The following is a 26,818-nucleotide window of genomic DNA, read 5'->3' as shown; positions in this document are numbered from 1 at the left end:
TCACACCCTTTGTAAGCGATGCAGCGCGGTCTTGGGGGTTTCCCCCATGAGCGACTGCATCAAGAAGCGCAAGAGTTTGACTTCTGACAAATGACTTCTGACAAATGACTTCTGCTATACATATCAGAATCAGACATCACTTTAGCAAGAGCAGGACTTACGCAAAACTGGGCATTAAATGCGCTTATGTAGTAGGGTGCTTTATTAACGCACCCTACAGATAAAGTCACTGCCTAAGTCCTGTTATAGTTTGTCAATAACCAACAACGTTTGTGTCGGAACTCAGCTTTAGGTGAAACCGCCAGCCCAGATATATCGCCCCGGCTGGACTCGTTTCCAGCCTTTAGATTCACATCCTTTAGTTAAGGTGTTACTAATGGATTTACGGGCTACATTTTTCTTCTTAGGATCCAAACCATTAGGATAAAGCACGTCCAAAACATCTGCGGCACTCATGATCTGTGGATAGTGTTCTCTTAACACAGAAGCCACGAGCTCATATAAGGTCATATACTTTAATTGCTCTAACTTAGGTAGCGGAGAAGGCCGACGAACTTTGCTCTTGGCAGGCTTTCTCTGAGGTTTATTGGTAGCAACTAAATCGGGAAAATCTTCAAGAGAAAAGGTGTAGCAACCTGGAGAGTCAGGGATAGAGTCCCATAACCCCTGGCTCTCTCCTTTCAACAAAATGGATTTGACCAGAGAAGTTTTCGAGGCAATATCGTCTTTATCCAACTCTCCAAACAGCTCCCTGATCAGGTAATCAACTCGGAAGATCGTACCCCTGTGGGTTTCCAGGAGTCGGTCAATGGCTTCTGTAATCCTCTGCTCCTGGTAATCGAGTTGTTGTTTGAGTGCTAATGCTGACTCCTCTAATTCAGTTTCAGTGGAGAAGTCTGCGGGCAATTCAGCTACTGGCGTGGTGAGGTAGTATTTTTCCTGCTGGTTGTGGTTGCTATTTCCAGGAGGCAGGAACTTGTTGGAGTTGTTTTCTGGTAGAGCTAATGCATTTGTATTTAGCAAAGCTTTAGCATGGTTAAGCTGTTCTCTTGCAACTGTGGCAGCTTGTTCATGATACTCCACCATTTGTCGGTAGTAATCAACCAAATCTGCTAACATGTTTTGACTTTGCGATGGTAGCGATGGCTGTGATGGAACATAAGACATCTACTTTTTTCCCCCAGATTCGTTAGCGTGTTGATAGCGAAGACACTTTCTGGCTACTCCTTTGCAGCGATTTCCATACTTGGGACAACAGGTAGCATAAGTCTCCCTCTCTGCAGGGGTATTGCAGTAGTGGCAAATGAACTTGTAAACCCGTGTATGGATAGTACGCCTGTGGGCTCTTACTTTGTATTCTCGAACAAAAACTTGTTTACTGGGCATAATTGTTTATATACTTTACTCCTTAAACATTAACAATGGGTTCCTGATAAGTGAAAGGAAGCGAATTAACACTGCTTGTGTGTTCTTTTTTGAACTCTCCCTGGTGTCAAGGACGGGGGATTCTACGCAGAAGGGGATAGCGGATGAAACTAGAAGCCTCAACCATAATCTTCGATTTAGTTGTCGGTACTTCACATAACTCCCATAGCAACGGGAGTAGGAGTAGTACCTTTGACTCCAATTTGATCTAACATCCTCACACAATAACTGCAAGCTGTAAAATAGGGAACTCCCGCCAGATTCCTCTGGAAAAACGGCAGCTGATGGCATCGATTCTGATTGCCTCTGTAACCCAATGCTCACAACACTCCGCTCACAACACTCCATCGGGGCTACTCACATCTGTCCATACCAAGTCATTTCCCCTAAGTAGAAGGTCATGGTCGATAAGCTAAATGCTCATCGGTGTCTAGTTTTTGACTATTCCATATCTAATCTAGGTTTGACCTTAAGCCGTGTGCCATTCTCCCGCGTGTTAATTGAATTGTGTGATCAACAATTGCCTGTTTCGTCTCCATCGCCTTTTGTTTCACTTCCTCTGGCAGCTTCTCGCCAAATTTCCCTAAATATAGAATGTCTGGTTGCTCAAATCCCAGAGTATAGACTTTTTTTTCCTCCCTTTTGGTAATGGGTAATGAGTAATGGTCGTAGGATTACCGATTACCCCGAGCCAATCATCGGACAATCTGATGTGGCATCCCTTTTCAAGAAAGGGTATAGCGCTACGCGCAAGTCAGCAAGGTTCTTGGGTCAGAAGTCAAAGGTGCGCTTTCCGTTCTCCGTAGGAGACGCGGGGCGCGTTCGGCGAATTAAATTCGCCACGGGTCGCACCTAAAAGTAAGCGATTACTTACGTTTCGGAGTTATGGAATGTCAAACATCTTAATGGGTAGTGCTATATCAGAACCTGCCCAACCTCTGGCTGCCCCTTGCCTGTTCCCTCAGAGCATATAACCCTCTTCGGTTTCGCGTCCTACTGCACACCGGAGCCGCGCTTCGCGTCTATGGGTCGCAAGCGGTTTATCAAAAAATGGCTAAACTGTTAGGCATTAAAAATGCCTAACAGCTTACCATACTAGGATTCATATCCACGCTTAATGCTGATAGATTAATGCTTATTTTAAAGACTTTATTTTCGTCAATAACTCGGTTTTTATTATAGTTTTATTTGGCAGTTTTATCCCCGTAATTAATACTTTTTTTGTTTTGAATACATTTAGGGTTAGGGGAAAATAACCGCTCTAATTTGGTTTTCAATAATTGGTTAATTGCCTGGATACTTTTTGTGGTTTTATTTGCTTCTATTTTGGGATATTTAAGTTTATTTTTGTCGAGTTTGATTACCAATTCTAAAGCTTCTTGGTGTTGATTAATTTCTTCTACAACTATTTTTCGTTCCTGTTCAGCCTTTGTTGTTGCTGCTTGATTCTCTTCTCTTAACTTAAGTTGTTCATTATCCTTATACAAGGGGGTAGGGTTAATCCCATATACCATTAGGATTTGAAGATTTTTTCTGGCGGCCATGAATTTTTTGCTAGCGGCTACTATGCCTCTACTTAGACAAAGGGAAGCTGTGGAAAAAATTATGGCTACAACAAAAGCAATAACCGGTATTAACTGATCTACTGCTCCGGATTCGTTGCTGACTAATACGGCTTGGAAATTCAAAAATATATCTCCTAAGAGCACCAGCCAAATTATAGATAATCCATTAGTTAATGGTAAAGGTATCTTAATTTTTTTGCTAATAATTCCAGACCCATCTACTATGGAGGTTATGGGTAAAGCACCTGTTACCAATAAACTGAGTAAATTCTTAGTCTCAATTCCAAATATTTTATCACCCTTTGACAGAGCAAGTCTTTCCCCAAACGAGTAATCTAATAGAGCCAACTGTCCAAAACTAGAAATTATTAAAAGTGCTAACAATATCAAAATTATTAAGACTTGAAGTCTTTTTTCTCTGCGATACCAATCTTCAAGCTTTTCACGATCTTCCGGCTTTTCAATATAGTTTTCAGACTTGGTAGTTGCTGGTTCAAATTCAGTCATATCTCATCACATCAGTTGATTAAGTAGAGTAGTGTCTACTAGGGTCTGGTTAGTTTACTCTTTTCCGGTGAAGCATTTGGAGCCTATACCTTTGGTTTTACCTATAATTTGTCGTCCAAATCCCCAAACTCATACTAGTACTAAACGTTATAATTTTTTTAAATCCTCCGGTATTTCGCAATAGTTATACTCTGAACTAGGAGTATATTTTTTGAGGTATTCTCCATCCAGTATTGACTCAAAATAATTATTAAGATGTATTCCTCCAATATCATCTATCTGGTTTAATTCTTTTTGAATTTCATGTTTAACAGTTTTCCCATCACGAAATGCATTACTGGCTTGACTGCTTCTCCTCTCCTTTTGTCTTAATATTTCTTTTAAATTGGGATAATTTTTGAGTTTTAAATAATAAATTCCTTCAAATAAGTCCCAGGTGTAAACTTGAAGGTTAACATTGGTTTGAGCATCTTTGATTTCAAAGGGCAAAGAAACTATGAAAATAACACTTTTAATTTTAGGGTCACGAATTTGGAGATTTCTCTCCAGACTTAAATTTAAAACTTGTTGCTCATCTTCCCTAGACCATTTCCAAGCTAAGCAACTAGCTTTTTTATAAACCCATCCGTCCTTATGGTTATCAATACGTCTGATATAAAAACTTTTAGGTTGATGAGAAAATGTTAATAAGGTTACAATATTGGGAGTATATCTATGATTCAGTAAACTATTGGTATCTGGAATTTCTTGTATTGAGTTTACAGGAATTCTTAAGACAAGCTTTTGAGGTGAGCATTCTTGATTGCCAAAAATCTCGTTATAGATAGGCTCATTAGACTGCACACTTATACTTCGAGCTTCTTGAGTTTGAATGTGACAGGGACTAATTTGAGGGGTACAGGAGTGTAGCCCGATACTATTCAAGATAAGAGTGACAAGAATTCCTAGATAGCGGTGCGACCCCGGCGAGGTTCCCTCGCCATGGGAACGCGCACCAAGACATCGGAAGAGTTTATTCATGGAAAACTGTATCATGAAATGACTTGAAAGATGCTGTACGCTAGCACTTTCCAGTTGAGCGTTCATGCCTACAGGATTACCTAAGGAATCTTTTGCCGACCTGGGACGATCTATGATGGAAAGGATATGCGATCGCGTTAGATGCATCTCACTAATGATCTTCTAAGGTCACCGCAGACTTCCGGATTGTTGGCAAAATTAGCATTAAGTCGTTTGTGCAACTCCTCTAATAGCCGTTCGAGCTCCTTAATATCTACTTCCGCTTCTGCCGTGGGATTCCAACCTGATTGGATCTCTGAGTCAAAAATACCCTAGGTGCGCTCTTACCATTAAGAATTAAATTCCCTATAGGTGTGCGCCTCCAGCATTTGTGTCTGGCAACCAGACTAGGATTGTCTTGACTTCTAGCAAACTGCTCTACCAACTCGCTGCGACTGCTCTTCAACCTCTTGGCCAATTTGTCTAGTTTCTTAATGCTGCTTGGCGTTAGCATGTTTGTTAACTCGGATTTTATATTCTCCTTGTTTTGTCTGTGTGCTTCTCATTGCTTGGGCTCATCGCCTACACACCAAAGTTAGATCAGAAGCTTATTTTAAGCATAGACACTTGATAACTTAATGAACATAATTACACACATGTATTGGAATTAAGTCTGTGGAATTAAGTCTGTAAATCGCCCATCACTGTGTTGGATCAAGATGGGACTACAAAACTTTCTTTTCTTAGAATACAACAAGCAATTAATTAGGAGTGCATCAATGAGCTATAAAGATGAACTATTTCCTTGGCGCATCATCCGCCATCTGCCTAAATGCCAGGGAATCGTTGTCCCTCGCTTTCGCCGCCGAAATCAAGCAGAAGCCCATCTACAAGCACTGCGCTGCTTAATACCTGATGCTCGATTCACCCTCATGTTCGACATCACAGTAGATGACATTGTGCCAGCGATCGCTATGACAAAGCACCTATCTCAACCAAATCATCAATAAAACCAAATTCTTGGCTCTAATCACTGTTTTATTTCGCCGCATCAAAGCGCCTAAGAAGTTTCCCATTACTAAGCGCCAAATTGCCATACTTACCGACATTCCTGAATCATGGATTCTCAAAATCTAGCTCTGGTCTGATGTTCTGTTTGTCGATGGCCTTTAGGCCACGCTACGCGAACGCCGAGACACAGTAGAGCAATTGATCCGTAAGGGTGACGCTGGTAAAGTGGAAAAATGCACTACTAGCGCACAGCTACAGCAGTTGCAGCATGCCATCCAATCGGACTACAAAAATCTGCAACTTCAAAAAGCACCCCTAACCATCAGATGACATAAGGACTACGGCCTAATGGCATTTTCGTGCTTTCGTGGATCTTGGCAAAATCAAACAGAACCGACCTCAGCCACTGTGAATCAAAAACTTATCCTGATCTGGTATCGCAACGATTTACGGATCCATGACCATGAACCACTCTATCAAGCTGTCCAGGAAAAAGCTCAAATTATCCCCCTGTACTGCTTTGATGACAGACAATTTGGTACTACCTCTTAGCCGTCGGTCTTAACCTTTGGTAAAGCACTCTATGGGCTTTTGCTTTGGATGAAGTATTTCAAGTTGAGTGTTGAGAGTTAACAGTTAACCTTCAACACTCAATTAGCCAGCCACCAATTAGCCAGCCATCAATTTTTCCCTTTCGCTGTTGATGTTGATCAAAACACAGATGGACAGGATTATATGGATAAAACTGTGCTATCTATCTGTATTTAGGAATCTGTGTTTACCAATCCTGGTTGGATTCCTGTTTTGCCTTACTCAGTTCTAAGGTCACGGCACTGGTAACTTAAGGGCAGGGTGAGATTCTGAAGGACGAATTCGGTATTTAACCAGATTGGCGAGATCTTGTAGTTGACCAATTGCTTCAGCACCTTCCAACTTCATCAGCTCTCGGTCATCGCGCATTTCAGTCCAAGTGATCCCGTAATCTGAAACCAAAAATCGAATCAGGTGATTGTCCCCCAAGCTAACCATAAACGATGCGCTATTCATCTGCCCACCACAGGTGTAGCAGGAGGCTAAATAGCCTTGGTTTTCTAGTACAATTGCCAACGCCTGTAGATTCATTACTAAATCTCGGACAAATTGACGGTGCTCCTCTGCAAGTCGTATAAACACTTCTGTTCTCCAAACACCACTCCTAGATTTTAGAGCTTCTATTCTTTCTTAAAAATTTAATCTTCATGTTTCAAGATAAATCAGGATAAAATTGGGGGATTTTTCTAAGAAATAGACTCTTGTCAATCTTTTCCTTAATCTCTTGCCTTGTTCTATCCCAAAATTAACCTGTCGGTCAAGGCAAATTGGCTCCCTTGTCATAATTTTCATGAGTCAAGGGATATACATTAGTAGTTTCTATATGTTTATGGAAATTCTTTAACTAACCTAACTACCGGTTCAAGCACAACCGATAGTTCCGTGTTATTAGCGAGCCTTAGATGTTAATTTACTTGCCACCAACCAAATGCCGGTCCTATAAATCTCACCGTTAGCCAGAATACAATCATAAAGACAATACCAGCCCAAGCTCCCCTAGTCGTCCATTTAACAAACTGCTCACCCTGACTTTTAGTTATCGGGAGCCATGGAAATATGTTGGCTTCTTTCCCGTAGTCTTCTCCCAGTGCTGCTTTCCGGCGTTTTGCTTCACCCATAATCGTTTTTAATCACTCAGTGATAATAATAACCACTCAGTGATAATAATAACCTATGTATTGAACAATGGTGGGCATTAGCAGAGCTCGTGTAGAATTTCTTAACTTTAGGGGATGATCAGCCTTGGCAACCTCAATAAATTTACTAAGCCGCCAACAGTATCATCAAGGCTGCCCTTATCCCCCCAAAGATCGGGGGGCAGGAAAAAGGCAAAGGGATCGGGAGAATTTATTCACCCTGTTATGGGTGTGGTGCCACCTTTTACCTTTTTTCTTTTACCTTCAAACCTGTACCTCTTCCAGCATCAATTTAGAACGCTTGAGTTCTTCTGAAAGGGGAACAGGGTAATGACCTGTGAAACAAGCAGAGCAGAAACTCTTGGAGTCTTTCCTTGTGGCTAGCATCATTCCCTCCCAACTCAGATAAGCGAGGGAATCCACACCAATATAATTGGCTATTTCTGCTACTGACTTGGTGGCGGCAATCAGTTGCTCTTGGTTATCGGTGTCTATTCCAAAGAAGCAAGGATGAGTGACTGGGGGCGAGGAGACTCGCATATGTACTTCAGCTACACCTGCATCACGCAAAGCTTTGATAAGTTTGCTGCTGGTGTTTCCTCGAACAATGGAGTCATCTACTAGTACCACTCGTTTACCAACTAAGACATCTTTGAGGGGATTAAGTTTCATTCGGATGCCAGTTTCTCGCATACTCTGAGTGGGTTGGATAAAGGTGCGACCTACATAGCGATTTTTAATCAGTCCCTCTCCGTAAGGAATACCGGACTCTCGGGAAAAGCCGATAGCTGCCGGGACACCGGAATCGGGTACAGCAATCACCATGTCCGCATCTGGTGTTGACTCTTTTGCCAGCTGACGCCCTAGGCGTAACCGATAGCTAAACACAGTTTGATCATCCATGATGCTATCAGGGCGAGCAAAGTAAATCATCTCAAAGATACAAACTTTGCGCTCTGGCTTTTGACTCCAGTCGAAGGAAGCAATGCCTTCGTCATTAATCCAGACTAATTCTCCCGGTTCCACATCCCGCAGATAGTCAGCACCGATAATATCTAAACCACAGGTTTCTGATGCCAGGACGTAGCCCCCAGAATTGCCACCTAAGGTGCCAATCACTAGAGGGCGAATGCCATTGGGGTCACGAACACCCATTAATCCATCCGGTGTGCCAATCACTAAACTAAACGCTCCTTGGCAAGATTGAAAGGCACTCATTGCTGCCTCCAACCACCCTTTGCCATGGTTAACCTCTGCAGCGATCCCTAGGGCGATTAGTTCTGAATCGGTAGTGGTCATCAAGTTAGAGTTATGCTTGAGTAAATCATCACGTAATTGGATAGTGTTGACCAAGTTACCGTTATGAGCCAAAGCCAACGGTCCTAAGGGAGTTTCCACCACGGCTGGTTGAGCATTGGCGATATGGCTAGAACCAGTGGTAGAATAGCGGTTATGACCAACGGCAATCTGACCAGGTAGCTGATCCAAAATTTCTTCATTAAAGACCTGGGAGACTAGCCCCATATCTTTGTAGACATGGAGCTGCTTGTCATCAAAGGTAGCAATCCCTGATGATTCCTGACCTCGGTGCTGTAGGGCAAATAGACCAAAGTAAGTCAGCTTAGCGACATCTTGCTCTGGTGCATAGATACCAAAGACTCCGCAAGCTTCCTCTGGCTTGTCCAAGTGCTGGGGATAGTCATCCTTGGACTGATCACAATATTGGTCAGAGGAAAGGGATTGGTTGGACATCATAACTATTATGGGTTGCTCCTAATTGCGGCATGAAGTCGATTTAACCTAAATCCCAAGGGGATTGGTTTTGTATATTTAATTAAACTTAATGTTTCCTTAACGATATCACCTATACGATATTATTGTGGGTTAATGTCGGCAATTCCTGGGTATTCCTAAAGCGGTTACTGCATTTTGCCCCCCGAAACCAAAGCTAAAACATAGTGCCTGCCTGACTTGGCACTGACGCGCTATAGTTACGAAATCCAAATCCCATTCCGGTTCCCTCAACCCAATACAAGGGGGTAAGGTTTGGTGTTTTAAAGCGATTAGACACAAAGCAGTACCAATGGCTCCAGAAGCACCAAGAGTGTGACCGGTGGCTCCTTTGGTAGAACTGATTGCCACCCCTTGGGGAAATAGCTGCTGAATCAGCTCCGCTTCATTCTGGTCATTAAGTTTGGTTCCGGTACCGTGGGTATGGATATAATCAATATTTTTAGGAAATAGGTGGCTGCGGTCTAGACATTGTTTGATAGCTGCGATCGCACTCTGTCGATTTGGGTTAGGTTTACTGACATGATAAGCGTCCGAGGTTAAGCCAAACCCCAGTAATTTTCCATAGATAGGGGCGGCTCGACGACGAGCCAAATCCTCTGACTCCAATACCAAGACAGAACCTCCCTCTGCCAACACCAAGCCTTGACGTTGCTTGTCAAAGGGGTAAGCACCAGTTTTTGCTAGAGCCCCCATTTTAGTAAATCCGGCTAGGGTTAGAGGAGTAATTGGTGCTTCTACAGCACCAGCAATGACTCGTTGGCATTGACCAGTTTGAATCAATTCAAATCCTTGAGCGATCGCCCAAATTCCTGTTGCACAAGCTGCCATTGGTGCTAGGACTGGCCCAAAGGAACCGATGTAATGGGCAGCAGCAATAGCTGGTTGATGGGGTAGAGTATCTAACCAATGCTCTAGAGTTAAGGTCTCATTTAAGATATCGAATCGCTTATACTCTGGTTCGGTGTCGAGTTTGCTCTGACTAGTCATCTGTTCCTGGGCTAGTTGCTCCCAAGCCGCCTGACAGCTACGACTGGAACCAATCACCACACCACAATCCTTGAGAGGGATGGTTAATTTAGCATCTTCAAGAGCATCTGCTACAACCTGGTAGGTCAGCTGTTCAATAGAAGCTGGTGTCTTACCAATCATAGCCAACGGTAGAGGTGATAAATTGGCGAAGGGTTGATACCAGCTAATAGCTGACTCACCGTTTAGCAAATGCTGCCAACTGGGTTTGAGGTTGCCTAAAGCAGATACTAATCCAATCCCAGTAACGCATACCTGCACGGATTCGTTGAAAGATCGTTATTCTTTATCTTCAGCTTTCTTCAGGTTTTCGATGCCTTGAATGACCTTGACTGATTCAATGCGATCGCCTTGCTGAATTTTGTTTACCACATCCATACCTTTAGTGACATAGCCAAATACAGCATAGTCCCCATCCAAGAAAGGCAGTTCTGCTAGGGCAAAGTAAAACTGTGAAGAGGCTGAGTCTGGCATTTGGGAACGAGCCATGGCAACAGCACCACGAGTATGAGTCAACTGAGGATCACTATTAATTCCGGCTACCTTAAAGGTTTTTCTGTATATCGGTTCCTCTGCCCCCTTCGGCTTAATTTCTAGTGGGATGTAGCGAGTTTCCTTCGTTTGTGGATCTATGAACCCCCCTGTGCCCAGAAGCTCTACTGGGAATTTTGGATTTTTTCCTTGGGGATCACCACCTTGGACAACAAATGGTTGAGGTTCCCTTACCACTCGGTGAAACACTAGTCCGTCATAAACACCCTTTTGAACCAGATCCACAAAGTTGCCAGCTGTAATCGGGGCATTGGTTCCATCCACTTCAATAGTAATCGGTGAGCCTTTTACCCTCAGCTCAACAGTAGCTTTGTTGTCTAGTCGGGGTAAATTGCTGAATTGGGGATTGCTGGTGGTTTCAGCAGGAGTAGGGTTGTTTTGGGGAGTTGATGATTCCGTTGAGTTTGCCATTGGGTTGCTGCATCCTGCTATTACCAGACCTAACACTACTAAAATCACCGATAGCCAGCGCCGGATATTTATTCTCATTATCTTGTTAACTTTCTAGGTTTCTGTAGCCTATACTACTGAATTATTTAAGAAGCTTTATTTAAGCAGGAAGCAACTTGATGGGGGAGTGTGCCACCTAGGAATTTACAACCCTTCCAAGGGAACTCCTAAGAAACGAGCCAGCTCTGCTCCCTGATTTTCTAATTCCGAAAGGGAGATGGGTTGACCGACACGAGTCAGAGGAACTTCCCGACGATCCTTAGTGCGCACGTAGAGGACTCGGCGTGGATTTAGACCCTCTTTGATGTCTACTCGAATCGACTGGACATCTTCTGTACGGCAACTGAATTCGACTTCACGGTTTTTACCGGGAAAGCCAGACCGCACTACTCTGACCATACCTGTTTCTTGGTTAAATTCATTGTAGCCTCCGCCGATATCCCAATAAATGGTTAGCCATAGGTAGAGAGATAGCAACAGCGCAGCAACGCCATAGAAACCCATTGCTACTCCCTGAGGGATAAAAATTAGGTTGGTTGCATCTCCAATCGGGAGTAGATCCATGTTGAGATAACTCGAAAGCCCTGCCAGGAAAAAGCCTATACCTCCTATAGATACAGCTCCTGCCACTAAATAGTTGCTCAAACGGCGAGAGCCAAGAACCGATTGTCGAAGTACCAGGTTTTCCAGTTGGTTGGTGGATGCTGCCATGAGAAGATGTGGTTGCCTCTATGAAATCTGACTTGACAATAGTGCTGAGGACCGAGAGTAAATCAGTAAGTTATGGATACTCCAGCGAGCTCATCTAGAACTTGTATCACATTTTTGACCAAGACAGGGAAATTATGTAACTTTTGACACCAAATCTCAAAAAAATCTGAGGAGTATGTGTAATTTTGTAAAATTTTTGGTATTTATTATTATTGTATGTAACGTTTGTAACCCAACTCTCCTTATGGGAGAATCAAGTCAAGGGTTTAACTGCGTGATAGTTTAAGAAACATTAAGTGACCACAGCCTAACCTGATAGCCTGTGGGATCCCGTTAAAAGACCATCCTGTAAGAGGAAAGTGACTCTTGCCTCACTGAAATCTAAGGGAAATCCACCTCTAAAAGGGTGGAAGTGTCGCTAAAAAGACGTAAAAGCGTCCCAATTTTGAATCCTTGCAAATCGTTATATGTATGAGGATTTGAATCTATGACAGTAGCAGTAGGACGCGCCCCCAGCACCAGAGGATGGTTTGACATCCTCGATGACTGGCTCAAGCGCGATCGCTTTGTATTCGTCGGCTGGTCCGGCATTCTGTTGTTCCCCTGTGCCTACATGGCGTTAGGGGGCTGGCTAACTGGTACCACCTTTGTAACCTCTTGGTACACCCACGGCTTAGCATCTTCTTACCTAGAAGGTTGTAACTTCCTGACCGTAGCAGTGTCCTCTCCTCCCAACAGTCTGGGACATTCCCTACTGCTGTTGTGGGGACCAGAAGCCCAAGGAGACTTGACTCGCTGGTTCCAACTAGGAGGGTTGTGGAGCTTCGTAGCATTCCACGGAGCATTTGGTCTGATTGGGTTCATGCTGCGGCAATTTGAAATTGCTCGTCTAGTAGGCATTAGACCCTACAACGCGATCGCATTCAGTGCGCCGATTGCAGTATTTGTCAGCGTGTTCCTGATGTACCCGTTGGGACAGTCCAGCTGGTTCTTTGCTCCTAGCTTCGGAGTAGCGGGTATCTTCCGTTTCATCCTGTTCCTGCAAGGCTTCCACAACTGGACACTGAATCCCTTCCACATGATGGGCGTAGCTGGGGTACTCGGTGGTGCTCTGCTGTGTGCCATTCATGGGGCAACGGTGGAAAATACCCTGTTCCAGGATGGTGACAAAGCCAATACCTTCCGGGCGTTCAACCCGACCCAAGCGGAAGAGACCTACTCAATGGTCACCGCTAACCGGTTCTGGTCTCAAATCTTCGGCATTGCCTTCTCCAACAAGCGCTGGCTGCATTTCTTTATGCTGTTTGTGCCAGTAACTGGCTTGTGGATGAGTGCAGTAGGAATTGTAGGTTTAGCATTGAACCTGCGAGCCTATGACTTCGTGTCCCAGGAAATCCGGGCAGCAGAAGATCCAGAATTTGAGACGTTCTATACTAAGAACATTTTGCTAAATGAGGGTCTCCGGGCTTGGATGGCTCCGGCAGACCAACCTCACCAAAACTTTGAGTTCCCTGAGGAGGTACTACCGCGTGGTAACGCTCTCTAATAATGTTGGTATGGTTGCGGGCAATCGTGACCAAGAATCTTCCGGTTTCGCCTGGTGGTCTGGTAATGCCCGTCTGATCAACCTCTCTGGTAAGTTGCTGGGAGCTCATGTTTCCCATGCTGGCCTGATCGTTTTCTGGGCTGGCGCAATGACCCTATTTGAGGTTGCTCACTACATTCCCGAAAAGCCTGTGTTCGAGCAAGGATTAATTCTAATCCCTCACATGGCTACTTTGGGTTGGGGTGTTGGTCCTGGTGGCGAAATTGTTGACACTTTCCCCTACTTTGTTATTGGTGTCCTACACCTGATTTCTTCTGCCGTATTGGGCTTCGGCGGTATTTATCACGCCGTTCGTGGTCCTGAAGCCTTAGAAAATTATTCTAACTTCTTTGGTTACGACTGGAAGGACAAGAACAAGATGACTAGTATCATCGGGTTCCACCTGATCATTTTAGGATTGGGTGCCTTCTTGCTGGTGATCAAGGCCATGTTCGTCGGCGGTGTTTATGACTCTTGGGCACCCGGTGGTGGTGCGGTTCGTTTGATCACCAACCCAACCCTGAACCCCGGTGTGATCTTCGGCTACTTAGTCGATGCTCCCTTCGGTGGAGAAGGTTGGATTATTGGTGTCGCCAACATGGAAGACATCATTGGCGGTCATATCTGGATTGGTCTGATCTGCATCTTTGGTGGTGTATTCCACATTCTGACTAAACCCTTCGGCTGGGCTCGTCGTGCCTTTGTCTGGTCTGGAGAAGCTTACCTCTCCTACAGCTTAGGTGCCTTGTCCATGATGGGCTTCATTTGCTCTTGCTACGTGTGGTTCAACAACACCGCTTATCCTAGCGAGTTCTATGGCCCTACTAATGCTGAAGCGTCTCAAGCTCAGTCTTTCGTGTTTTTAGCCCGTGACCAACGCCTAGGTGCTAACATTGCGTCTTCCCAAGGGCCTACTGGTCTGGGTAAATACCTGATGCGCTCTCCTACTGGTGAAATCATCTTCGGTGGTGAAACCATGCGCTTCTGGGACTTCCAAGGTCCGTGGTTGGAGCCTCTACGGGGTCCCAATGGTCTGGATGTTAACAAGCTCAGAAATGACATTCAGCCTTGGCAGCTACGTCGTGCTGCTGAGTACATGACCCATGCTCCTAACGGTTCCATCAACTCTGTAGGTGGCATTATTACTGAGGCAAATTCCTTCAACTATGTCAACCCTCGTGCTTGGTTGGCTAGTTTCCACTTTGTAATGGCCTTCTTCTTCCTAGTTGGTCACCTCTGGCACGCTGGTCGCGCACGGGCTGCTGCGGCTGGATTCGAGAAAGGTATTGACCGTGACACTGAGGCAGTACTTGAAATGCCTGACCTTGACTAGGTGATGGGATTGAGTTAATAACTCAATGGTAAATCACACTAAGTAAAGTCTAATTAATGGCTAATTAATGGCTAACTAAAAGCTAAGTGATTTTTAAGGCTCCTGTACTTTACAGGAGCTTTTCTTTGGAACAGTTTTCTCCATATAGCACTACGCATTGAGATGTTTGACATTGCTAAACTCCGAAACTTAGTCTAAGCTGACTTCTGACTTCTGACTTCTGACTTCTGACTTGCGCGTAGCGCTATAACTCCTGTCTAAGTTAGTCATGGCTGTATATAGGTCATGGGTAAGCTGTGCAGCTCCTTTTTTAACTGACTTGGTAGAATAATCTCCTACACTAATCGCAGATCCAACAGTCACTTTGACGTCACAACCCCATTTAGGAATAGGCTGGCTATAATTAAGAGCAATCGGTACAATATTGAGACCAATACCAGGGTGAGATGATTCTACCTGCAAGGCAATACGAGCCATACCAGGTTTTAAGGGGTTTACTTCACCATTACGGAAAATATTGCCTTCAGGAAACATTACCAGTACTTCGCCATTGCTCAGGAGTTCGACAGTGTGACGGATACTGCTAATTCCTCCACGTCCAGTATCTACGGGGAACCCTCCTAGACGACGGATAAACCAACCCTGTATGCCATAGATTTCATTGGCTGAGACCATATACCGCAAGTCACGTCCGGTTACAGGTTTGCCAACGGCGTAAGGAACCATTAACGCATCCCAACGAGAGCGATGGGTGGGAGCTAAAATAACAGGACCTGTTTTAGGAACGTTCTCTTGCCCTGTTACGGTAAGTTGACCAAAATGAAACGGAATAACAACACGCCGTGCTAAGGGATAGATAATGTTAGTTAACCCGTGGCAAATACCAGAATCTACAGACATGGTTTTGATGGCGTTACCGTGATCGTTACCATAATCAGAAGTATGTTTTAGCGTTGTTGTCATTGCTCAATCCTACTTACTGCAAGTAGAGCTAAACTATCAATGATCAAGGGTTTGTCCTAAATCCTTAACCTTCAGTTCTACTGTATGTGGTTTCGATCTCAATATCTGACACTCACAGGACACTTCTTGTGGTGTCATGCCCTGATCTGTTCCCTATGGATACTGAAGCTATTAATGGCGTGGCTGAAGGTAAGCATATGCGCTACTTGAGGTGCTGCTTGAGGTGCCGTCAGCCGTCAGCCGTCAGCCGTCAGCCGTCAGCCGTCAGCCGTGGGCTTTTGGCCCACGCTGCGCGAACAGCTTTGTGCCATAGACTTTGACGCTGTGACTTTACTCAGATTATTAAACTAAGGCTTACCTGTTTTCTGGATGCAGTTGCTCATGGGGGAAACCCCCGTGAGCAACTGCATCGCTTATTCAAAAGCTATTGGGTGTAGCTTGCCCAAGCGCCCATAAACTGATAGCTGATAGCTGATAGCTGATAGCTGATAGCTGATAGCTTACGGTCTTTTGCGTCGCTCGGCAAACCAAGATTGCAACTGTTCCCGACAAACGGATTCCATAATTCCCCCTAAAACTGGCAACCGATGATTAGAACAAGCACTATCAGGAAGATTAGCAACGGTGCGAATGCTGCCAGTTTTAGGATCGTCTACACCATAAACCAGAAGACCGAGTCGTGCTAGGATAATCGCTCCGGCACACATGGGACAAGGTTCCAAAGTAACGTAGAGAGTGCAGTGATTAAGATGCCAACTTTGCAGCTGTTGACCAGCAGCACGGAGTGCCAGGATTTCCGCATGAGCAGTGGGGTCTTTGTCCCGCTCTCGGCGATTCTCTCCTGTAGCAATTAACTTACCTTCATTATCTACAATCACCGCACCCACTGGTACCTCACCCGCTTCACCAGCTTTCTGGGCAATTTCTATGGCAACAGTCATCCATTTGCGATGGATGAGATAGGAGTTATCAATCGGGTTAGGTACTTCCATTCTGGGGAGTAGGGAGCAGGGAGCAGGGAGTAGGGAGCAGGGAGCAGGGAAGAGAGGGAAGCGTGGGGAAATAGGGGTATAAGGATTAATTGGTAATTGCTATTTTAAATTTTCAATTGTTAATTTCAATACCTAACTTTGGGGTTTATAGTAATTAATCTAAGTTATAGATTTTATAATATTAATCAAGACTGGTTCCACCAATAGCGCCACCTTTATCAAGCACATAAGCGATCGCATTATGAAGGTCTGTGCCCTGGAAATTCTCAACGTAGTCGCACTGGTTACCACCAGTAAAGAATAATACTTCAGCTTGAACTCTCCACGGGTTGAAACCACATGGATTCTAAGCGGATGTTGCTTCGCGGGTTAAAACCACGCTTGGTGCGCTTTCCATAGGCGAATTAAATTCGCCATGGGTCGCACCTCTGCGCAACGCTTCACGATACGATCTAGATAGAGAGTCCAGCTTGTATCGTTGTGGCAGGTTCAAAACTGCCCTTCCGACCTCGGCCAGAGAAAACTCTAGCTGTGTCGATACTTTGCGAAGAATGTTGGCTGCTCCGTTGCAGTCAGCATTTATCAATTCGCCCTTTCCAGACTTGTAAAGCCCACGTCTAACTCTTCTCCCACTTTCTTTCCACCCCAAGCCCGAAGGGCACGCTTCGCGAACGGGTTTTCCACCAAGTGTAGGCAAAAAATCACGGTCTAAAAAGCTAGCCTTGCTGGTGTAACTTTCTTCAGTCTCAACGAATTTGATACCGTACTCAATACATAGCTGTTCTATCCGACTTTTTAATTTAGCAGTAGGTATCTGAACAAACTGCTGATTATTCTTTTTTCCAATATTGATGCTGTCTTTGTTGCGCTTGTTCCAACCAAATACGACTGTACTAACGTTATTCCTTAAGCACCAGTTAACTATGAATCTAGCGGCTTTATTTACGTTGTCTCGCATTTGTCGATTTCGCTTTTCAATCAAAAAAGCTAGATGTTCGTCCCAGTAGTCTCTACTTTTACCCTTTTTGATAGCACCTACACGCTTGTTGTACCACTGGTTTTGAGACTTAACTTTTCTTCCATCTAATATAAACGACTTACCTGTAGTAGACACGCAGGTTAACCAGTTATTTAAACCAGGATCAATCCCTAAGACTTCACCTGTTTGAGTAACTGCTTCAGGAGCTGTTCTCTCATAGACGAACTCTAGATACAAGCACCCGTTTCTTGGTACAAATCGATACTCTTTTATCGCTTTGTAGTCAATATTGGAAGGCATAGGTAGAAGGAAATGGTCTATCCCAAACCATGCTTTAATCTGTTTTCCTAGAGTAAACTTAAGCTGACCCTTTATCAGCTTCACCCATCTAGCCGGATAGCTAACAACAGCCAATCCCCCCTTTTTTCTATAATTAGGAACTCTAGGCTTGTTTGCTAGCTGACCTTTCTTATATAGCTTGTTTAAGGCTTTGTAAGACTTAAAGGATTCTATTACTCCGTGTAGTGTCTGCTGAGCACAAGCTGACCTCATTGCCTTGAAGTGATGATTTGTCTTCATTATCTTATCCAGATCGGCATTTGTAAGATACCTTCCAGCTTTGAACAACAATTGACGGCAGTAATAAATCCCGCAGTTAGTTAACTTGTTAGCTTCTGAACAGATAAACTCGATAATTGCTCTATTATCAGGTGTCGTAGTTATTAAATGTTGTTGACAACCATACATATTGCATCGACCTTTTGCTGTGCTAATTTAATTATATACTACCGTAATGAATGGGTCAAACATATGCCAGAAAAAAAGAGAAGAGTCGGGAGACCAAGTATCTATGAGGAAAGCAAAAAGACTTACAGTGTTAAGGTTACAAAAATAGCTTGGGGAAATATTAAAAATATGGCAGAGTCTTCTGGCTTGAGCTTGTCTGAGTTCATGGAGTACCTAGGAAGGAATGGAAAACTACCTTAAACACGATAGCCGGGATAAATCCCGGCACGCTCCACGCCCACCCAATAAATTAGGTGGCTAACTCTCGCTTGTTACTTTCCTGTTTCACTATCTTGATTCACCCTGAAAGCTTAACCACTCAACCTTAACCCTGCAACCAACTAACCTTCAACCAATTAACTTTCAACTGTATCCGATTGTTACTGTTTGACCCGGTGGGTGGAACGGGCATCTTGCCCGTTTCCTGCCTCGGACAGGCTTTCCCAAAACTGGCAAAGAGGTGGAAAATCAGGGCCAGCCTTTTGGTGGTGCGTTACGGGGCAGACTATCTCAACCCTGGCTACGAGGCGAAAAATAAGGGCAAGTCCGCCCCTAACACACCCTACGCCTTCAACCTTCAACCTACTGAATGCTTACTAACCCTTCAACCTTAACCCTCCAACCAACTAACCTCCAACCTTCAACTTTCAACCAACTAACCTTCAACCTAAAAATTAGCCCGCTGCCTGAGTTAGCAAAGATTCCAATTGTCCCTTACCGTCTAAATCATACAACTCATCGCAACCGCCAATGTGTTGGTTATTGATAAAAATTTGGGGTACCGTTCGACCTCCGTTGGCTCGTTCCGCCATCTGGTTTCTGGCATTGTCGTCCCCATCGATTTTATACTCGGTGTAGTCAACTCCTTTCCACCATAGCAATAGCTTGGCTCGGATACAGAAGGGGCAGGCTTGCCAGGTGTAAATTTCTACATTGGCTTTCATCTGTTCTGGGTTGCGTCCTAGGATGGGATTGAGAAAATCCAGCATTGTTGGTTAATCCTATGTTGTTGAATCCTATTTAAGGATATAGCATGGTTAGGGGATAGTTTAAATTAAGAAAAAGGAAAGAAATAGGATAAGTTTTGGTGTTTATATGTCAGCTATCAGCGAACAGCTATTAGCTATCAGCTATCAGGCTCGAAACCTGTGCCATGATCCATGGACTACCCAAACTTTAAATTCTCATTAATCTCGCACTATTAAATTTTATCGTTATAGGTTTATTTTAAGCTGACTGCTGTTCGCGTAGCGTGGCCTACGGCCAACGGCTGACTGCTGAATGCTTACTTTATTATAAATCAGTATTTGGTTTAATTATTTGTTTTAAAATACTAGTTATTAATGGTTGTAATAATGGTTACAAAAACCATATATAAATAATTAGGCGTTCCTTAATTTAGGTATAATTTGAGATAGTCTGGTTTTTATCAAGCCCCCGTTGGTTCCCAAACTTTGATACCGTTGGCGAATTTAACATTTAGAAATATCAGCCTGAAGACAGCAGTCTTTATAGCCCCCCAACCCCCAATTCTGGGGGAGCATGAACTTAAAGTTACCCATCTTCTACCCTTGTGTAAACAAATATTAATTTCGCCAACGGTATCAATTCAGGGGGACGCAAGAGAGTTTTGTTCCCCCCAAAATTGGGGGGCTAGGGGGGCAAAATCATACCCATAATCAGCAAAGCCGATAATTTATAAAACCTCTATTTTTAAAGCTTTTTGATATCATCTCCAGATAATTACCCTTAATACAAATCTCCCCACACTTTCCACTCTAGGGCCACCACCGACTTACATCCTTAATCGCTTCAACAATTGCAGCCAGAGCTTCCTTGCCTCCCAAAGAGATAATAGTTGGACTGAGATCAACCAAGTATATTAAGAAGTCCTCACGATCGCGACAAGCAAAGGTGTGAAGAAACTCTTGCCAAAGGGAAACGTCATCTTGGAGGGATAAGCCAGGATTTTTGATTAGTTCATTGAAAACATCGGCTCGATGATACTCAGACTGAATTGCCCGTGCTACTTCGAGGGCTTTTGGTAGTAGCACGGGCAACTGTGGTAGTATTATTATCTGGGGACTTGCTCGCTTTCTCTCAGCTCGCTTTCTCTTATCGGTAATGGCTGCTGCGGGTTCTAGGGCTTCTGGTAAGATTTGAGGAAAATGTGATGCTAGTGCCCTCAGGGCATTGGCTCGGTTCCACGGATCGGTAATGGCTGCTGCGGCTTCTAGGGCTTGTGGGAAGAGGCTTTCTGGCAAATATGGTGCTAGTTCAATCAGGGCATTGGCTCGGTTCCACGGATCGGTAATGGCTGCTGCGGCTTCTAGGGCTTGTGGGAAGAGGCTTTCTGGCAAATATGGTGCTAGTTCAATCAGGGCATTGGCTCGGTTCCACGGATCGGTAAATTCCCGTGCCATTTCCAGGGCTTCTGGTAGAATTTCTGGCATCTGTGGTGCTAGTTTAATCAGGGCATCGGCTCGGTCTTGGTTATGGGTAATTGACTGTGCTACTTTTAGAGCTTCTGGTAGAATTTCTGGTAAATGTAGTGCTATTTCACTCAGGGCATAGACTCGGTCTTTGTCATCGGCAATTGACTGTGCGACTTCTAGAGCTTGTGATAGTAGTTTTTTGGACAAATATGGTGCTAGTTTTCTTAGGATACTAGCTTTTCCCGACTCGTTTAGTATTGTTATTCCACTATCCCAATGTTGTATTTTACTTCTAATTGCCCCTATGAGTTCTAGGGCTTCTGGTAAAATTTCCGGCAAATATGGTGCTAGTTGACATAGGGCATTGGCTCGGTTCCACGGATCGGTAATGGCTCGTGCGGCTTCTAGGGCTTCTGATAAAATTTTCGGCAAATGTGGTGCTAGTGCGCTCAGGGCATGGGCTCGGTTTGACTCATTGGTGATCCCTCGTGCTGCTTCTAGGGCTTGTGGGAGCAAGTTTTCCGACAACTGTGGCGCTAGGTAACTAAGGGCATGGGCTCGGTCTTTGTGATCGGTAAGGGCTCGTGCCGCATCTAGGGCTTCTGGTAAAATTTCCGGCAACTGTGGTGCTAGTGCTCTGAGGGCATAGGCTCGGTCTTTGTGATCGGTAAGGGCTCGTGCCGCATCTAGGGCTTCTGGTAAGATTTGAGGCAACTGTGGTGCTAGCCTAATCAGGGCATCGGCTCGATCTATGTTATCGGTAAGGGCTCGTGCCGCATCTAGGGCTTCTGATAAGACTTCCGGCAGCTGTGGTGCTAGTCCTGTGAGGGCATCGGCTCGATCTATGTTATCGGTAAGGGCTCGTGCGGCTTCTAGGGCTTCTGATAAGATTTCCGGCAAACGTATTGCTAGTTTTCTGAGGCCATAGGCTCGGCTGGACTGATCAGTAATTGCTCGTGTTACTTCTAGCGCTTCTGGGAGTATGCTTTCGGGCAAATATAGTACTAGTTCTCTGAGAGCTCTAGCTCGGCTCGACTCATCGGTAATGGCCTGTGCGATTTTGAGGGCTTCTGAGAGTAATGTTTCCGGTAACCTTGGGGCTAGCTCTCTGAGGGCATTAGCTCGACTAACAGGATCTTGTATTTGTTTAACATAAGCCAAAGCCTGAACTGGAGTCCACACCTGTTTCTCTACCAGGGCTGCCATCAACTCTCCTGGAATATGCCCTAGCAAACTACTCACAGAAGAAACCATCAAGGCATAACGGCACTGCAAACTAATGGAACAAGTTGGTGAAGAGGAAAAAGCCTCTTCTGCTAACTGCCAAGCCTTGGCCACATCCTTGACAAAGCCCCCCAGTTGACCCAAACGTTCACCAGTTTCATACCAACCATTACGCCCCCCTGCTGTTTCCTCCTGCAGCAGCTGGTGTACTTCCTCTATACAACCCGCTTTTTCTAAATGCCAGGTCAGATAACTGTGACTATAGCCATCATCCGGTAGGGTGTGCCATAACCCGTTTTGGGTTTTTTGGCGATAGCGCTCTAGGAGTTGACCATGGGCTTGGGGCCAGGTTAATCCCAAACCCGGTAAGCTTACTTCTCCCCCTGTAGCTGCTTGAGAAGTTAGCAACCGACGCGCCATGTCATGGACTAAGTCATGGAGCTGATAGGTGCGAGTATCATTAGTGGATTTACCAGAGAGCAGTAGAGCTTTAGATTTAAAATACTGTAAGGTCTTTCTGGCCTCCCTAGCACCAACATCCCACAAGGTTGTGCCTAAAGCCGGAGTAATCGAGACATCTTCTGGCAAGACACCAAACCAGGCAAATTGCTGAAATTTTCCTGGTGGTAGTCGCCGTAGACTGAGATTAAAGGATGCCACTAGGCTGTAGTGCTTGCGTCGCTTTTCATCAATAATCTCTTCGGCACCAGGTAAATCTAAGGTTTCCAACAGGGCAATTTCTTCTTGCAGGTCAGTGAGTAACTCCTGCCAGGAAATACCATCGGCTATTTGTGCTGCCGCTAACTCCAGGGCTAGGGGTAAGTAGCCCACTGTTGTGGCTAGGGCTTGGGCTTGTTTACGGTCTGACCCCTGGAGTTTAGAACCCCCATACTCTTCCAGTAACCCTAAGGCTTGTGAGGGATTCATCACATCTAAATCATAGCGAGTGACTCCCACAATTTGAGCTTCACGAGTCGTCACTAACACCCGGCACTTAGCACCACCAATCCGAAACGGTTCAACATGGTCTGGGTTCCAAGCGTCATCTACTACTAGCAACGTAGCCTTGTCAAACAGCAAGGTTTGTAAATGTCTAGAAGCAGCATTAGTATTAGTGGGTTTGTAGTCATGGTCGCCCAGTGCTTGGATCCAACTGCTCAGGAAAGACAGCAAGTCTGGCTGCTGACCCAAGGTAGCCCACAGAATACCATCGGGAAAATGACTTTGTACCTCTGGATCATGGGCAATAGCACGAGCCAAGGTAGATTTACCAATCCCCCCTAAACCATAAATAGCGCTAACCACCAGAGTGCCGGTCTTGGCTGTCTGCTCTGATAGTAAGGATTGCTTGAGGGATTGGCTTACCTCTGGGCGCTGGATAAAGTAAGCTGGTGGGTATGGGGCTTGGAAGGGAACTCCTGGCTTAGGACTAAGAGCTTGGCAGGTTTTGGCAGGAGTAGTAGCAGTTGCTAGTTCTTGCTGTTTGGATTTATCTGGACGTTTATTGTCCCACTGTTGATTAAATTTTTCTAGGTTTGTGGCTAGGTCTTGGCAGTAGAGTGTTAGGGTAAAATGCCTTTCATCCTTTCCCTTCTTCTTGACACGGTTGTCTTCTAAAATTCCTAAGAAGTCTTCCATCCGCTGCAACGCTTCTACTACTTGAGCCTTGCTGAGACTACCTGGATAGTTATCCTTCTTGGTGAGTTGGATTAGAAATCTGGTCTGAGTTTCAATTACTAGTTTTGGATGAGTTGAGGTTTTTCCTTTCCAAGAGAATTTAATATCTCGATTCCCCTGATTAGCGATGTCTTGGGCAAAGGAAACTAATGCTTCAAATAGACGCAGTGCTCTTTTTTTTACAGTAGGACCTAAAGTACGTCTTGGCATGCGATTCAGAGATGGGCAAGAAAAAAAAGTTGAGGGTACCCTCAATTGAAGAAGCTACCCTCAACTAGTCTAGCCTTGATATACGGTGGTTGTAGGTACCCTAAACTTAGCTGTTGCTTTTGGACACTACCCTCAGGTCAGGATGGTTTCAGTTACTAAAGGAAAAGATTCCTATGACTGACATCAAACAGCAAATTCTTGAAAACCAAGTAGTTGACACCATAGCATTAGTGGAACAACCACAGCCCCTAATCGAAAATCCTGCTCTCTGGCTCAAAGATGGGGACAGTTTAACGAATAACATTGTGGCAACAGCAATGTTATTGTTAGCCCTGAGTAGATTGCTGCAAGTGGTGCTTCCCTACTGGAGCAATAAGAAATAGCGCGTGTGGGTGATCCCCCCTAACCCCAAAATTTTGGGTAGTAATGATGTCAAAGTCCCCCATAATTGGGGGATTTAGGGGGCAAACAAGGAATAGGCAGGATGGGTGATCCCCCCTAACCCCCCTTAATAAGGGTGATCCCCCCTAACCCCAAAATTTTGGGTAGTAATGATGTCAAAGTCCCCCAGAATTGGGGGATTTAGGGGGCAAAGAAGGAATAGGCAGCGTGGGTGATCCCCCCTAACCCCCCTTAATAAGGGGAGAAAAGGCGTAGGGTGTGTTAGGGACGGGCTCTCGATGTTCTCCCTTTTTGACATTGCTTGAAAGAGCCCGTCCCGTAACGCACCACCATCAGTCACTCCCGATGCCCGATTCCCTAGGGTGATGCGATCGCAACCGTTTCCATACACCCCTTCCGGGTGCATCTCTTAAAAGTTGTTTGACCCAGTGGTGCGTTACGGGGTGGGCTATCCAAAGCCTGGCTACGAGGGGTAAAATGATGCCCCCCTAACGCACCCTACGCAACTAAGATGATGCGATCGCATCCGTTTCCACAAACCCAAACCCTAGAGTAAACAAGCATTTCAGTCCCTGTGCCCTATTCCCTATTCCCTGTTCCCTTCTGCGAGATACCACGCTCTGATAGACTTAAGAACTGTAAACAAATAATTAAGAAAATAAGCTCATCTAGCTTTTGGGAGAACGGGCGCTTTGGAAAATACACTAGGTTTAGAAATTATAGAAGTCGTAGAAAAAGCTGCGATCGCATCCGCCAAATGGATGGGTAAAGGGGAGAAAGACACTGCTGACGAAGTGGCTGTTGAAGCCATGCGGGAGCGGATGAACAAGATCTATATGCGGGGTCGCATTGTAATTGGAGAAGGGGAGCGGGATGATGCTCCCATGCTCTACATTGGTGAAGAAGTTGGTATTTGCACCCAAGAGGATGCTGCCAACTTCTGTAACCCAGATGAACTGATCGAAATTGATATTGCGGTTGACCCCTGCGAAGGCACCAACCTAGTGGCCTATGGGCAAAACGGTTCCATGGCAGTGCTAGCTATTTCCGAGAAAGGTGGTCTATTTGCTGCTCCTGACTTCTACATGAAGAAGCTGGCAGCACCACCCCAAGCCAAGAATCATGTAGATATCAACAAGTCCGCAACGGAAAATCTGCAAATCCTCTCCGATTGTCTAGAGCGCTCCATTGATGAACTGGTGGTAGTTGTGATGGACCGTTCCCGTCACAAGGACTTGATCAACGAAATCCGGGGAGCTGGTGCTCGGGTGCGACTGATTAGTGACGGTGATGTTTCCGCCGCCATCTCCTGTGCCTTTTCTGGTACCAATATCCATGCCTTGATGGGCATCGGTGCTGCCCCAGAAGGGGTAATCTCAGCAGCAGCAATGCGTGCCTTAGGGGGACACTTCCAAGGTCAGCTGATCTACGATCCCGCCATCGTGAAAACTGGTCTGATTGGGGAAAGCAAAGAAAGCAACATTGAACGGCTCGCAAGCATGAAGATTACCGATCCCGATAAGGTTTACAATGCTGAAGAACTAGCCTCTGGTGAAACCGTACTGTTTGCTGCTTGTGGTATCACCCCAGGAACCCTGATGGAAGGGGTTCGGTTCTTCCAAGGTGGAGCACGGACTCAAAGCCTAGTTATTTCAAGTCAGTCCAAGACCGCTCGGTTTGTGGACACCGTTCATATGTTTGAACAGCCCAAGTATATCCAATTGAGCTAACTCTTAGGAAGAGGGTTTTAACCCTGTAGGTAAGCTATCAGCAATCAGCTATCAGTCGTCAGCTGATTGCTTACCCCTGTAGTGCCTAGGGCGTGTCTTCTTGCCTCGGAGATCCCCCTAAATCCCCCTTAAAAAAGGGGGACTTTGAGTATGGCTCCCCCCTTAATAAGGGGGGCTGGGGGGGATCTAATATCTTGCGGAAAACTTTGAAAACACACCCTAGCCCCCCAAGCGAGGGATTGCTCGCTTGGGGGGAACAAAACTCTCAAAGTCCCCCAAGCGAGGGATTGCTCGCTTGGGGGATTTAGGGGGCTGTCATAAAACCAGATAATCGCGCATTCATTCTTTAATTCAGCAACGCCAATTTTATTGCTGTTTCGGTAAATTTTTTACCTGGTTGAGTGATTTTTTCTCTGCCAGGGATTATTTTAACATAGTGAAACCAACCTTGGCAATAATTTGCTTTGGTTTCGCTACTCCTCAACTGCTCTCTACATAAAATCAAGGGTTTTAGGAGTAAAGTCAGTCAACCAGATTTGTTACTTGTAAGCATTGAGCTATCAGCACAAAATCCGTCAGTTTTTCAATCAAGCAAAACTTAGAAATTTTCCTGAGAGGAGCGAGTACATGAGTTATCTTGGACAACCTTCAATCAGCGGATAGCTGATAGCTCTAGGCTGAATGCTTACTGTTCCGTTAGTCTAACTTTCGGGCATTCTCTAAGTATAGGCTCTG

General features: G+C 45.0%; 24 protein-coding genes and 1 pseudogene. 10 read left to right on the top strand and 15 right to left on the bottom strand.

Annotation, left to right across the window (positions count from 1 at the left end):
• Positions 1-288: 288 nt before the first annotated feature.
• Complete coding sequence (locus LYNGBM3L_RS12555) at positions 289-1,167, bottom strand: hypothetical protein (protein ID WP_075873597.1); 879 nt, start codon at positions 1,165-1,167, stop codon at positions 289-291.
• A gap of 913 nt (positions 1,168-2,080) precedes the next feature.
• On the opposite strand from LYNGBM3L_RS12555, the gene LYNGBM3L_RS40510 reads away from it, so the two are divergent.
• Positions 2,081-2,281 carry a hypothetical protein gene (locus tag LYNGBM3L_RS40510; RefSeq protein WP_131826915.1) on the top strand — a complete coding sequence of 67 codons (201 nt, stop codon included), beginning with the start codon at positions 2,081-2,083 and terminating at the stop codon, positions 2,279-2,281.
• A 328-nt stretch (positions 2,282-2,609) separates the two neighbouring features.
• On the opposite strand, the gene LYNGBM3L_RS12550 is transcribed toward LYNGBM3L_RS40510, so the two are convergent.
• The 3 genes from LYNGBM3L_RS12550 to LYNGBM3L_RS49780 all read right to left on the bottom strand — a co-directional run bounded on the left by LYNGBM3L_RS12550 (position 2,610) and on the right by LYNGBM3L_RS49780 (position 5,010).
• A complete protein-coding gene (locus LYNGBM3L_RS12550; RefSeq protein WP_008183335.1) occupies positions 2,610-3,497 on the bottom strand; it encodes a hypothetical protein in 888 nt (295 codons plus the stop codon).
• Positions 3,498-3,644: 147 nt separating this feature from the next.
• Positions 3,645-4,340 (bottom strand): hypothetical protein, encoded by a 696-nt coding sequence (locus tag LYNGBM3L_RS12545; protein ID WP_131826914.1) that lies wholly within the window; start codon positions 4,338-4,340, stop codon positions 3,645-3,647.
• A 430-nt stretch (positions 4,341-4,770) separates the two neighbouring features.
• On the bottom strand, positions 4,771-5,010 hold the full coding sequence (locus LYNGBM3L_RS49780) for a ribbon-helix-helix protein, CopG family (RefSeq protein ID WP_008183332.1): 240 nt from the start codon (positions 5,008-5,010) through the stop codon (positions 4,771-4,773).
• Between the two features lie 265 nt (positions 5,011-5,275).
• Between LYNGBM3L_RS49780 and LYNGBM3L_RS12535 the strand changes: the two genes are divergently transcribed.
• A complete protein-coding gene (locus LYNGBM3L_RS12535; protein ID WP_044492889.1) occupies positions 5,276-5,506 on the top strand; it encodes a hypothetical protein in 231 nt (76 codons plus the stop codon).
• 349 nt (positions 5,507-5,855) lie between these two features.
• Positions 5,856-6,056: pseudogene (locus LYNGBM3L_RS12530) on the top strand (deoxyribodipyrimidine photo-lyase); the annotation flags it as partial.
• Between the two features lie 276 nt (positions 6,057-6,332).
• On the opposite strand, the gene LYNGBM3L_RS12525 reads toward LYNGBM3L_RS12530, so the two are convergent.
• From LYNGBM3L_RS12525 to LYNGBM3L_RS12500, 6 genes are all read right to left on the bottom strand, one after another.
• On the bottom strand, positions 6,333-6,680 hold the full coding sequence (locus LYNGBM3L_RS12525) for a DUF1815 family protein (RefSeq protein ID WP_044492888.1): 348 nt from the start codon (positions 6,678-6,680) through the stop codon (positions 6,333-6,335).
• Between the two features lie 323 nt (positions 6,681-7,003).
• Positions 7,004-7,216, bottom strand: coding sequence for a DUF2839 domain-containing protein (locus LYNGBM3L_RS12520; RefSeq protein WP_008183321.1), 213 nt, complete (start codon positions 7,214-7,216; stop codon positions 7,004-7,006).
• Positions 7,217-7,498: 282 nt separating this feature from the next.
• Positions 7,499-8,986: an amidophosphoribosyltransferase gene (gene purF, locus LYNGBM3L_RS12515; protein WP_008183318.1), complete on the bottom strand. Its 1,488-nt coding sequence runs from the start codon at positions 8,984-8,986 to the stop codon at positions 7,499-7,501.
• Between the two features lie 132 nt (positions 8,987-9,118).
• Positions 9,119-10,315 (bottom strand): beta-ketoacyl-ACP synthase, encoded by a 1,197-nt coding sequence (locus LYNGBM3L_RS12510; RefSeq protein ID WP_008183315.1) that lies wholly within the window; start codon positions 10,313-10,315, stop codon positions 9,119-9,121.
• An 18-nt stretch (positions 10,316-10,333) separates the two neighbouring features.
• Entirely contained in the window at positions 10,334-11,095 is a 762-nt protein-coding gene (locus LYNGBM3L_RS12505; protein WP_008183313.1) for a peptidylprolyl isomerase, read from the bottom strand.
• Between the two features lie 105 nt (positions 11,096-11,200).
• Positions 11,201-11,767, bottom strand: a complete 567-nt coding sequence (locus tag LYNGBM3L_RS12500) for a photosystem I assembly protein Ycf4 (RefSeq protein ID WP_008183311.1) — start codon at positions 11,765-11,767, stop codon at positions 11,201-11,203.
• 487 nt (positions 11,768-12,254) lie between these two features.
• On the opposite strand from LYNGBM3L_RS12500, the gene psbD reads away from it, so the two are divergent.
• Positions 12,255-13,313, top strand: a complete 1,059-nt coding sequence (psbD, locus tag LYNGBM3L_RS12495) for a photosystem II D2 protein (photosystem q(a) protein) (protein ID WP_008183309.1) — start codon at positions 12,255-12,257, stop codon at positions 13,311-13,313.
• On the top strand, positions 13,297-14,685 hold the full coding sequence (gene psbC, locus LYNGBM3L_RS12490) for a photosystem II reaction center protein CP43 (protein WP_044492884.1): 1,389 nt from the start codon (positions 13,297-13,299) through the stop codon (positions 14,683-14,685). The genes psbD and psbC overlap by 17 nt, the downstream gene beginning before the upstream one ends.
• A gap of 189 nt (positions 14,686-14,874) precedes the next feature.
• Here the strand turns inward: psbC and LYNGBM3L_RS12485 are convergent, their stop codons facing one another.
• Entirely contained in the window at positions 14,875-15,585 is a 711-nt protein-coding gene (locus LYNGBM3L_RS12485; RefSeq protein WP_008183304.1) for a lysophospholipid acyltransferase family protein, read from the bottom strand.
• Positions 15,586-15,776: 191 nt separating this feature from the next.
• On the opposite strand from LYNGBM3L_RS12485, the gene LYNGBM3L_RS40505 reads away from it, so the two are divergent.
• Positions 15,777-15,968, top strand: a complete 192-nt coding sequence (locus tag LYNGBM3L_RS40505) for a hypothetical protein (protein ID WP_131826913.1) — start codon at positions 15,777-15,779, stop codon at positions 15,966-15,968.
• A gap of 180 nt (positions 15,969-16,148) precedes the next feature.
• Here LYNGBM3L_RS40505 and tadA read toward each other — a convergent pair whose 3' ends face one another.
• Positions 16,149-16,640, bottom strand: a complete 492-nt coding sequence (gene tadA / locus LYNGBM3L_RS12480; protein ID WP_008183302.1) for a tRNA adenosine(34) deaminase TadA — start codon at positions 16,638-16,640, stop codon at positions 16,149-16,151.
• A 346-nt stretch (positions 16,641-16,986) separates the two neighbouring features.
• Complete coding sequence (locus LYNGBM3L_RS12475; protein WP_008183299.1) at positions 16,987-18,366, bottom strand: RNA-guided endonuclease InsQ/TnpB family protein; 1,380 nt, start codon at positions 18,364-18,366, stop codon at positions 16,987-16,989.
• A 63-nt stretch (positions 18,367-18,429) separates the two neighbouring features.
• Here LYNGBM3L_RS12475 and LYNGBM3L_RS45670 point away from each other — a divergent pair, with 63 nt between their 5' ends.
• The gene (locus LYNGBM3L_RS45670; protein WP_008183297.1) at positions 18,430-18,606 is read left to right on the top strand and encodes a hypothetical protein; all 177 of its coding nucleotides are present in this window, start codon (positions 18,430-18,432) and stop codon (positions 18,604-18,606) included.
• 194 nt (positions 18,607-18,800) lie between these two features.
• The gene (locus tag LYNGBM3L_RS40500) at positions 18,801-19,019 is read left to right on the top strand and encodes a hypothetical protein (RefSeq protein ID WP_143764205.1); all 219 of its coding nucleotides are present in this window, start codon (positions 18,801-18,803) and stop codon (positions 19,017-19,019) included.
• 60 nt (positions 19,020-19,079) lie between these two features.
• Here the strand turns inward: LYNGBM3L_RS40500 and grxC are convergent, their stop codons facing one another.
• Positions 19,080-19,394: a glutaredoxin 3 gene (gene grxC / locus LYNGBM3L_RS12470; RefSeq protein ID WP_008183292.1), complete on the bottom strand. Its 315-nt coding sequence runs from the start codon at positions 19,392-19,394 to the stop codon at positions 19,080-19,082.
• A gap of 789 nt (positions 19,395-20,183) precedes the next feature.
• Complete coding sequence (locus LYNGBM3L_RS12465; protein ID WP_008183290.1) at positions 20,184-23,951, bottom strand: NB-ARC domain-containing protein; 3,768 nt, start codon at positions 23,949-23,951, stop codon at positions 20,184-20,186.
• Between the two features lie 173 nt (positions 23,952-24,124).
• Here LYNGBM3L_RS12465 and LYNGBM3L_RS12460 point away from each other — a divergent pair, with 173 nt between their 5' ends.
• Positions 24,125-24,334: a hypothetical protein gene (locus LYNGBM3L_RS12460; RefSeq protein WP_008183287.1), complete on the top strand. Its 210-nt coding sequence runs from the start codon at positions 24,125-24,127 to the stop codon at positions 24,332-24,334.
• A gap of 711 nt (positions 24,335-25,045) precedes the next feature.
• A complete protein-coding gene (gene glpX / locus LYNGBM3L_RS12455; protein ID WP_008183285.1) occupies positions 25,046-26,083 on the top strand; it encodes a class II fructose-bisphosphatase in 1,038 nt (345 codons plus the stop codon).
• Positions 26,084-26,818 lie beyond the last annotated feature (735 nt).

Origin of the sequence: Moorena producens 3L (genome assembly GCF_000211815.1) — a bacterium.
Taxonomy (GTDB): Bacteria; Cyanobacteriota; Cyanobacteriia; order Cyanobacteriales; family Coleofasciculaceae; genus Moorena; species Moorena producens.
Note: the sequence above shows the minus strand (reverse complement) of the source record. Positions and strands in the feature narration are given on the sequence as shown.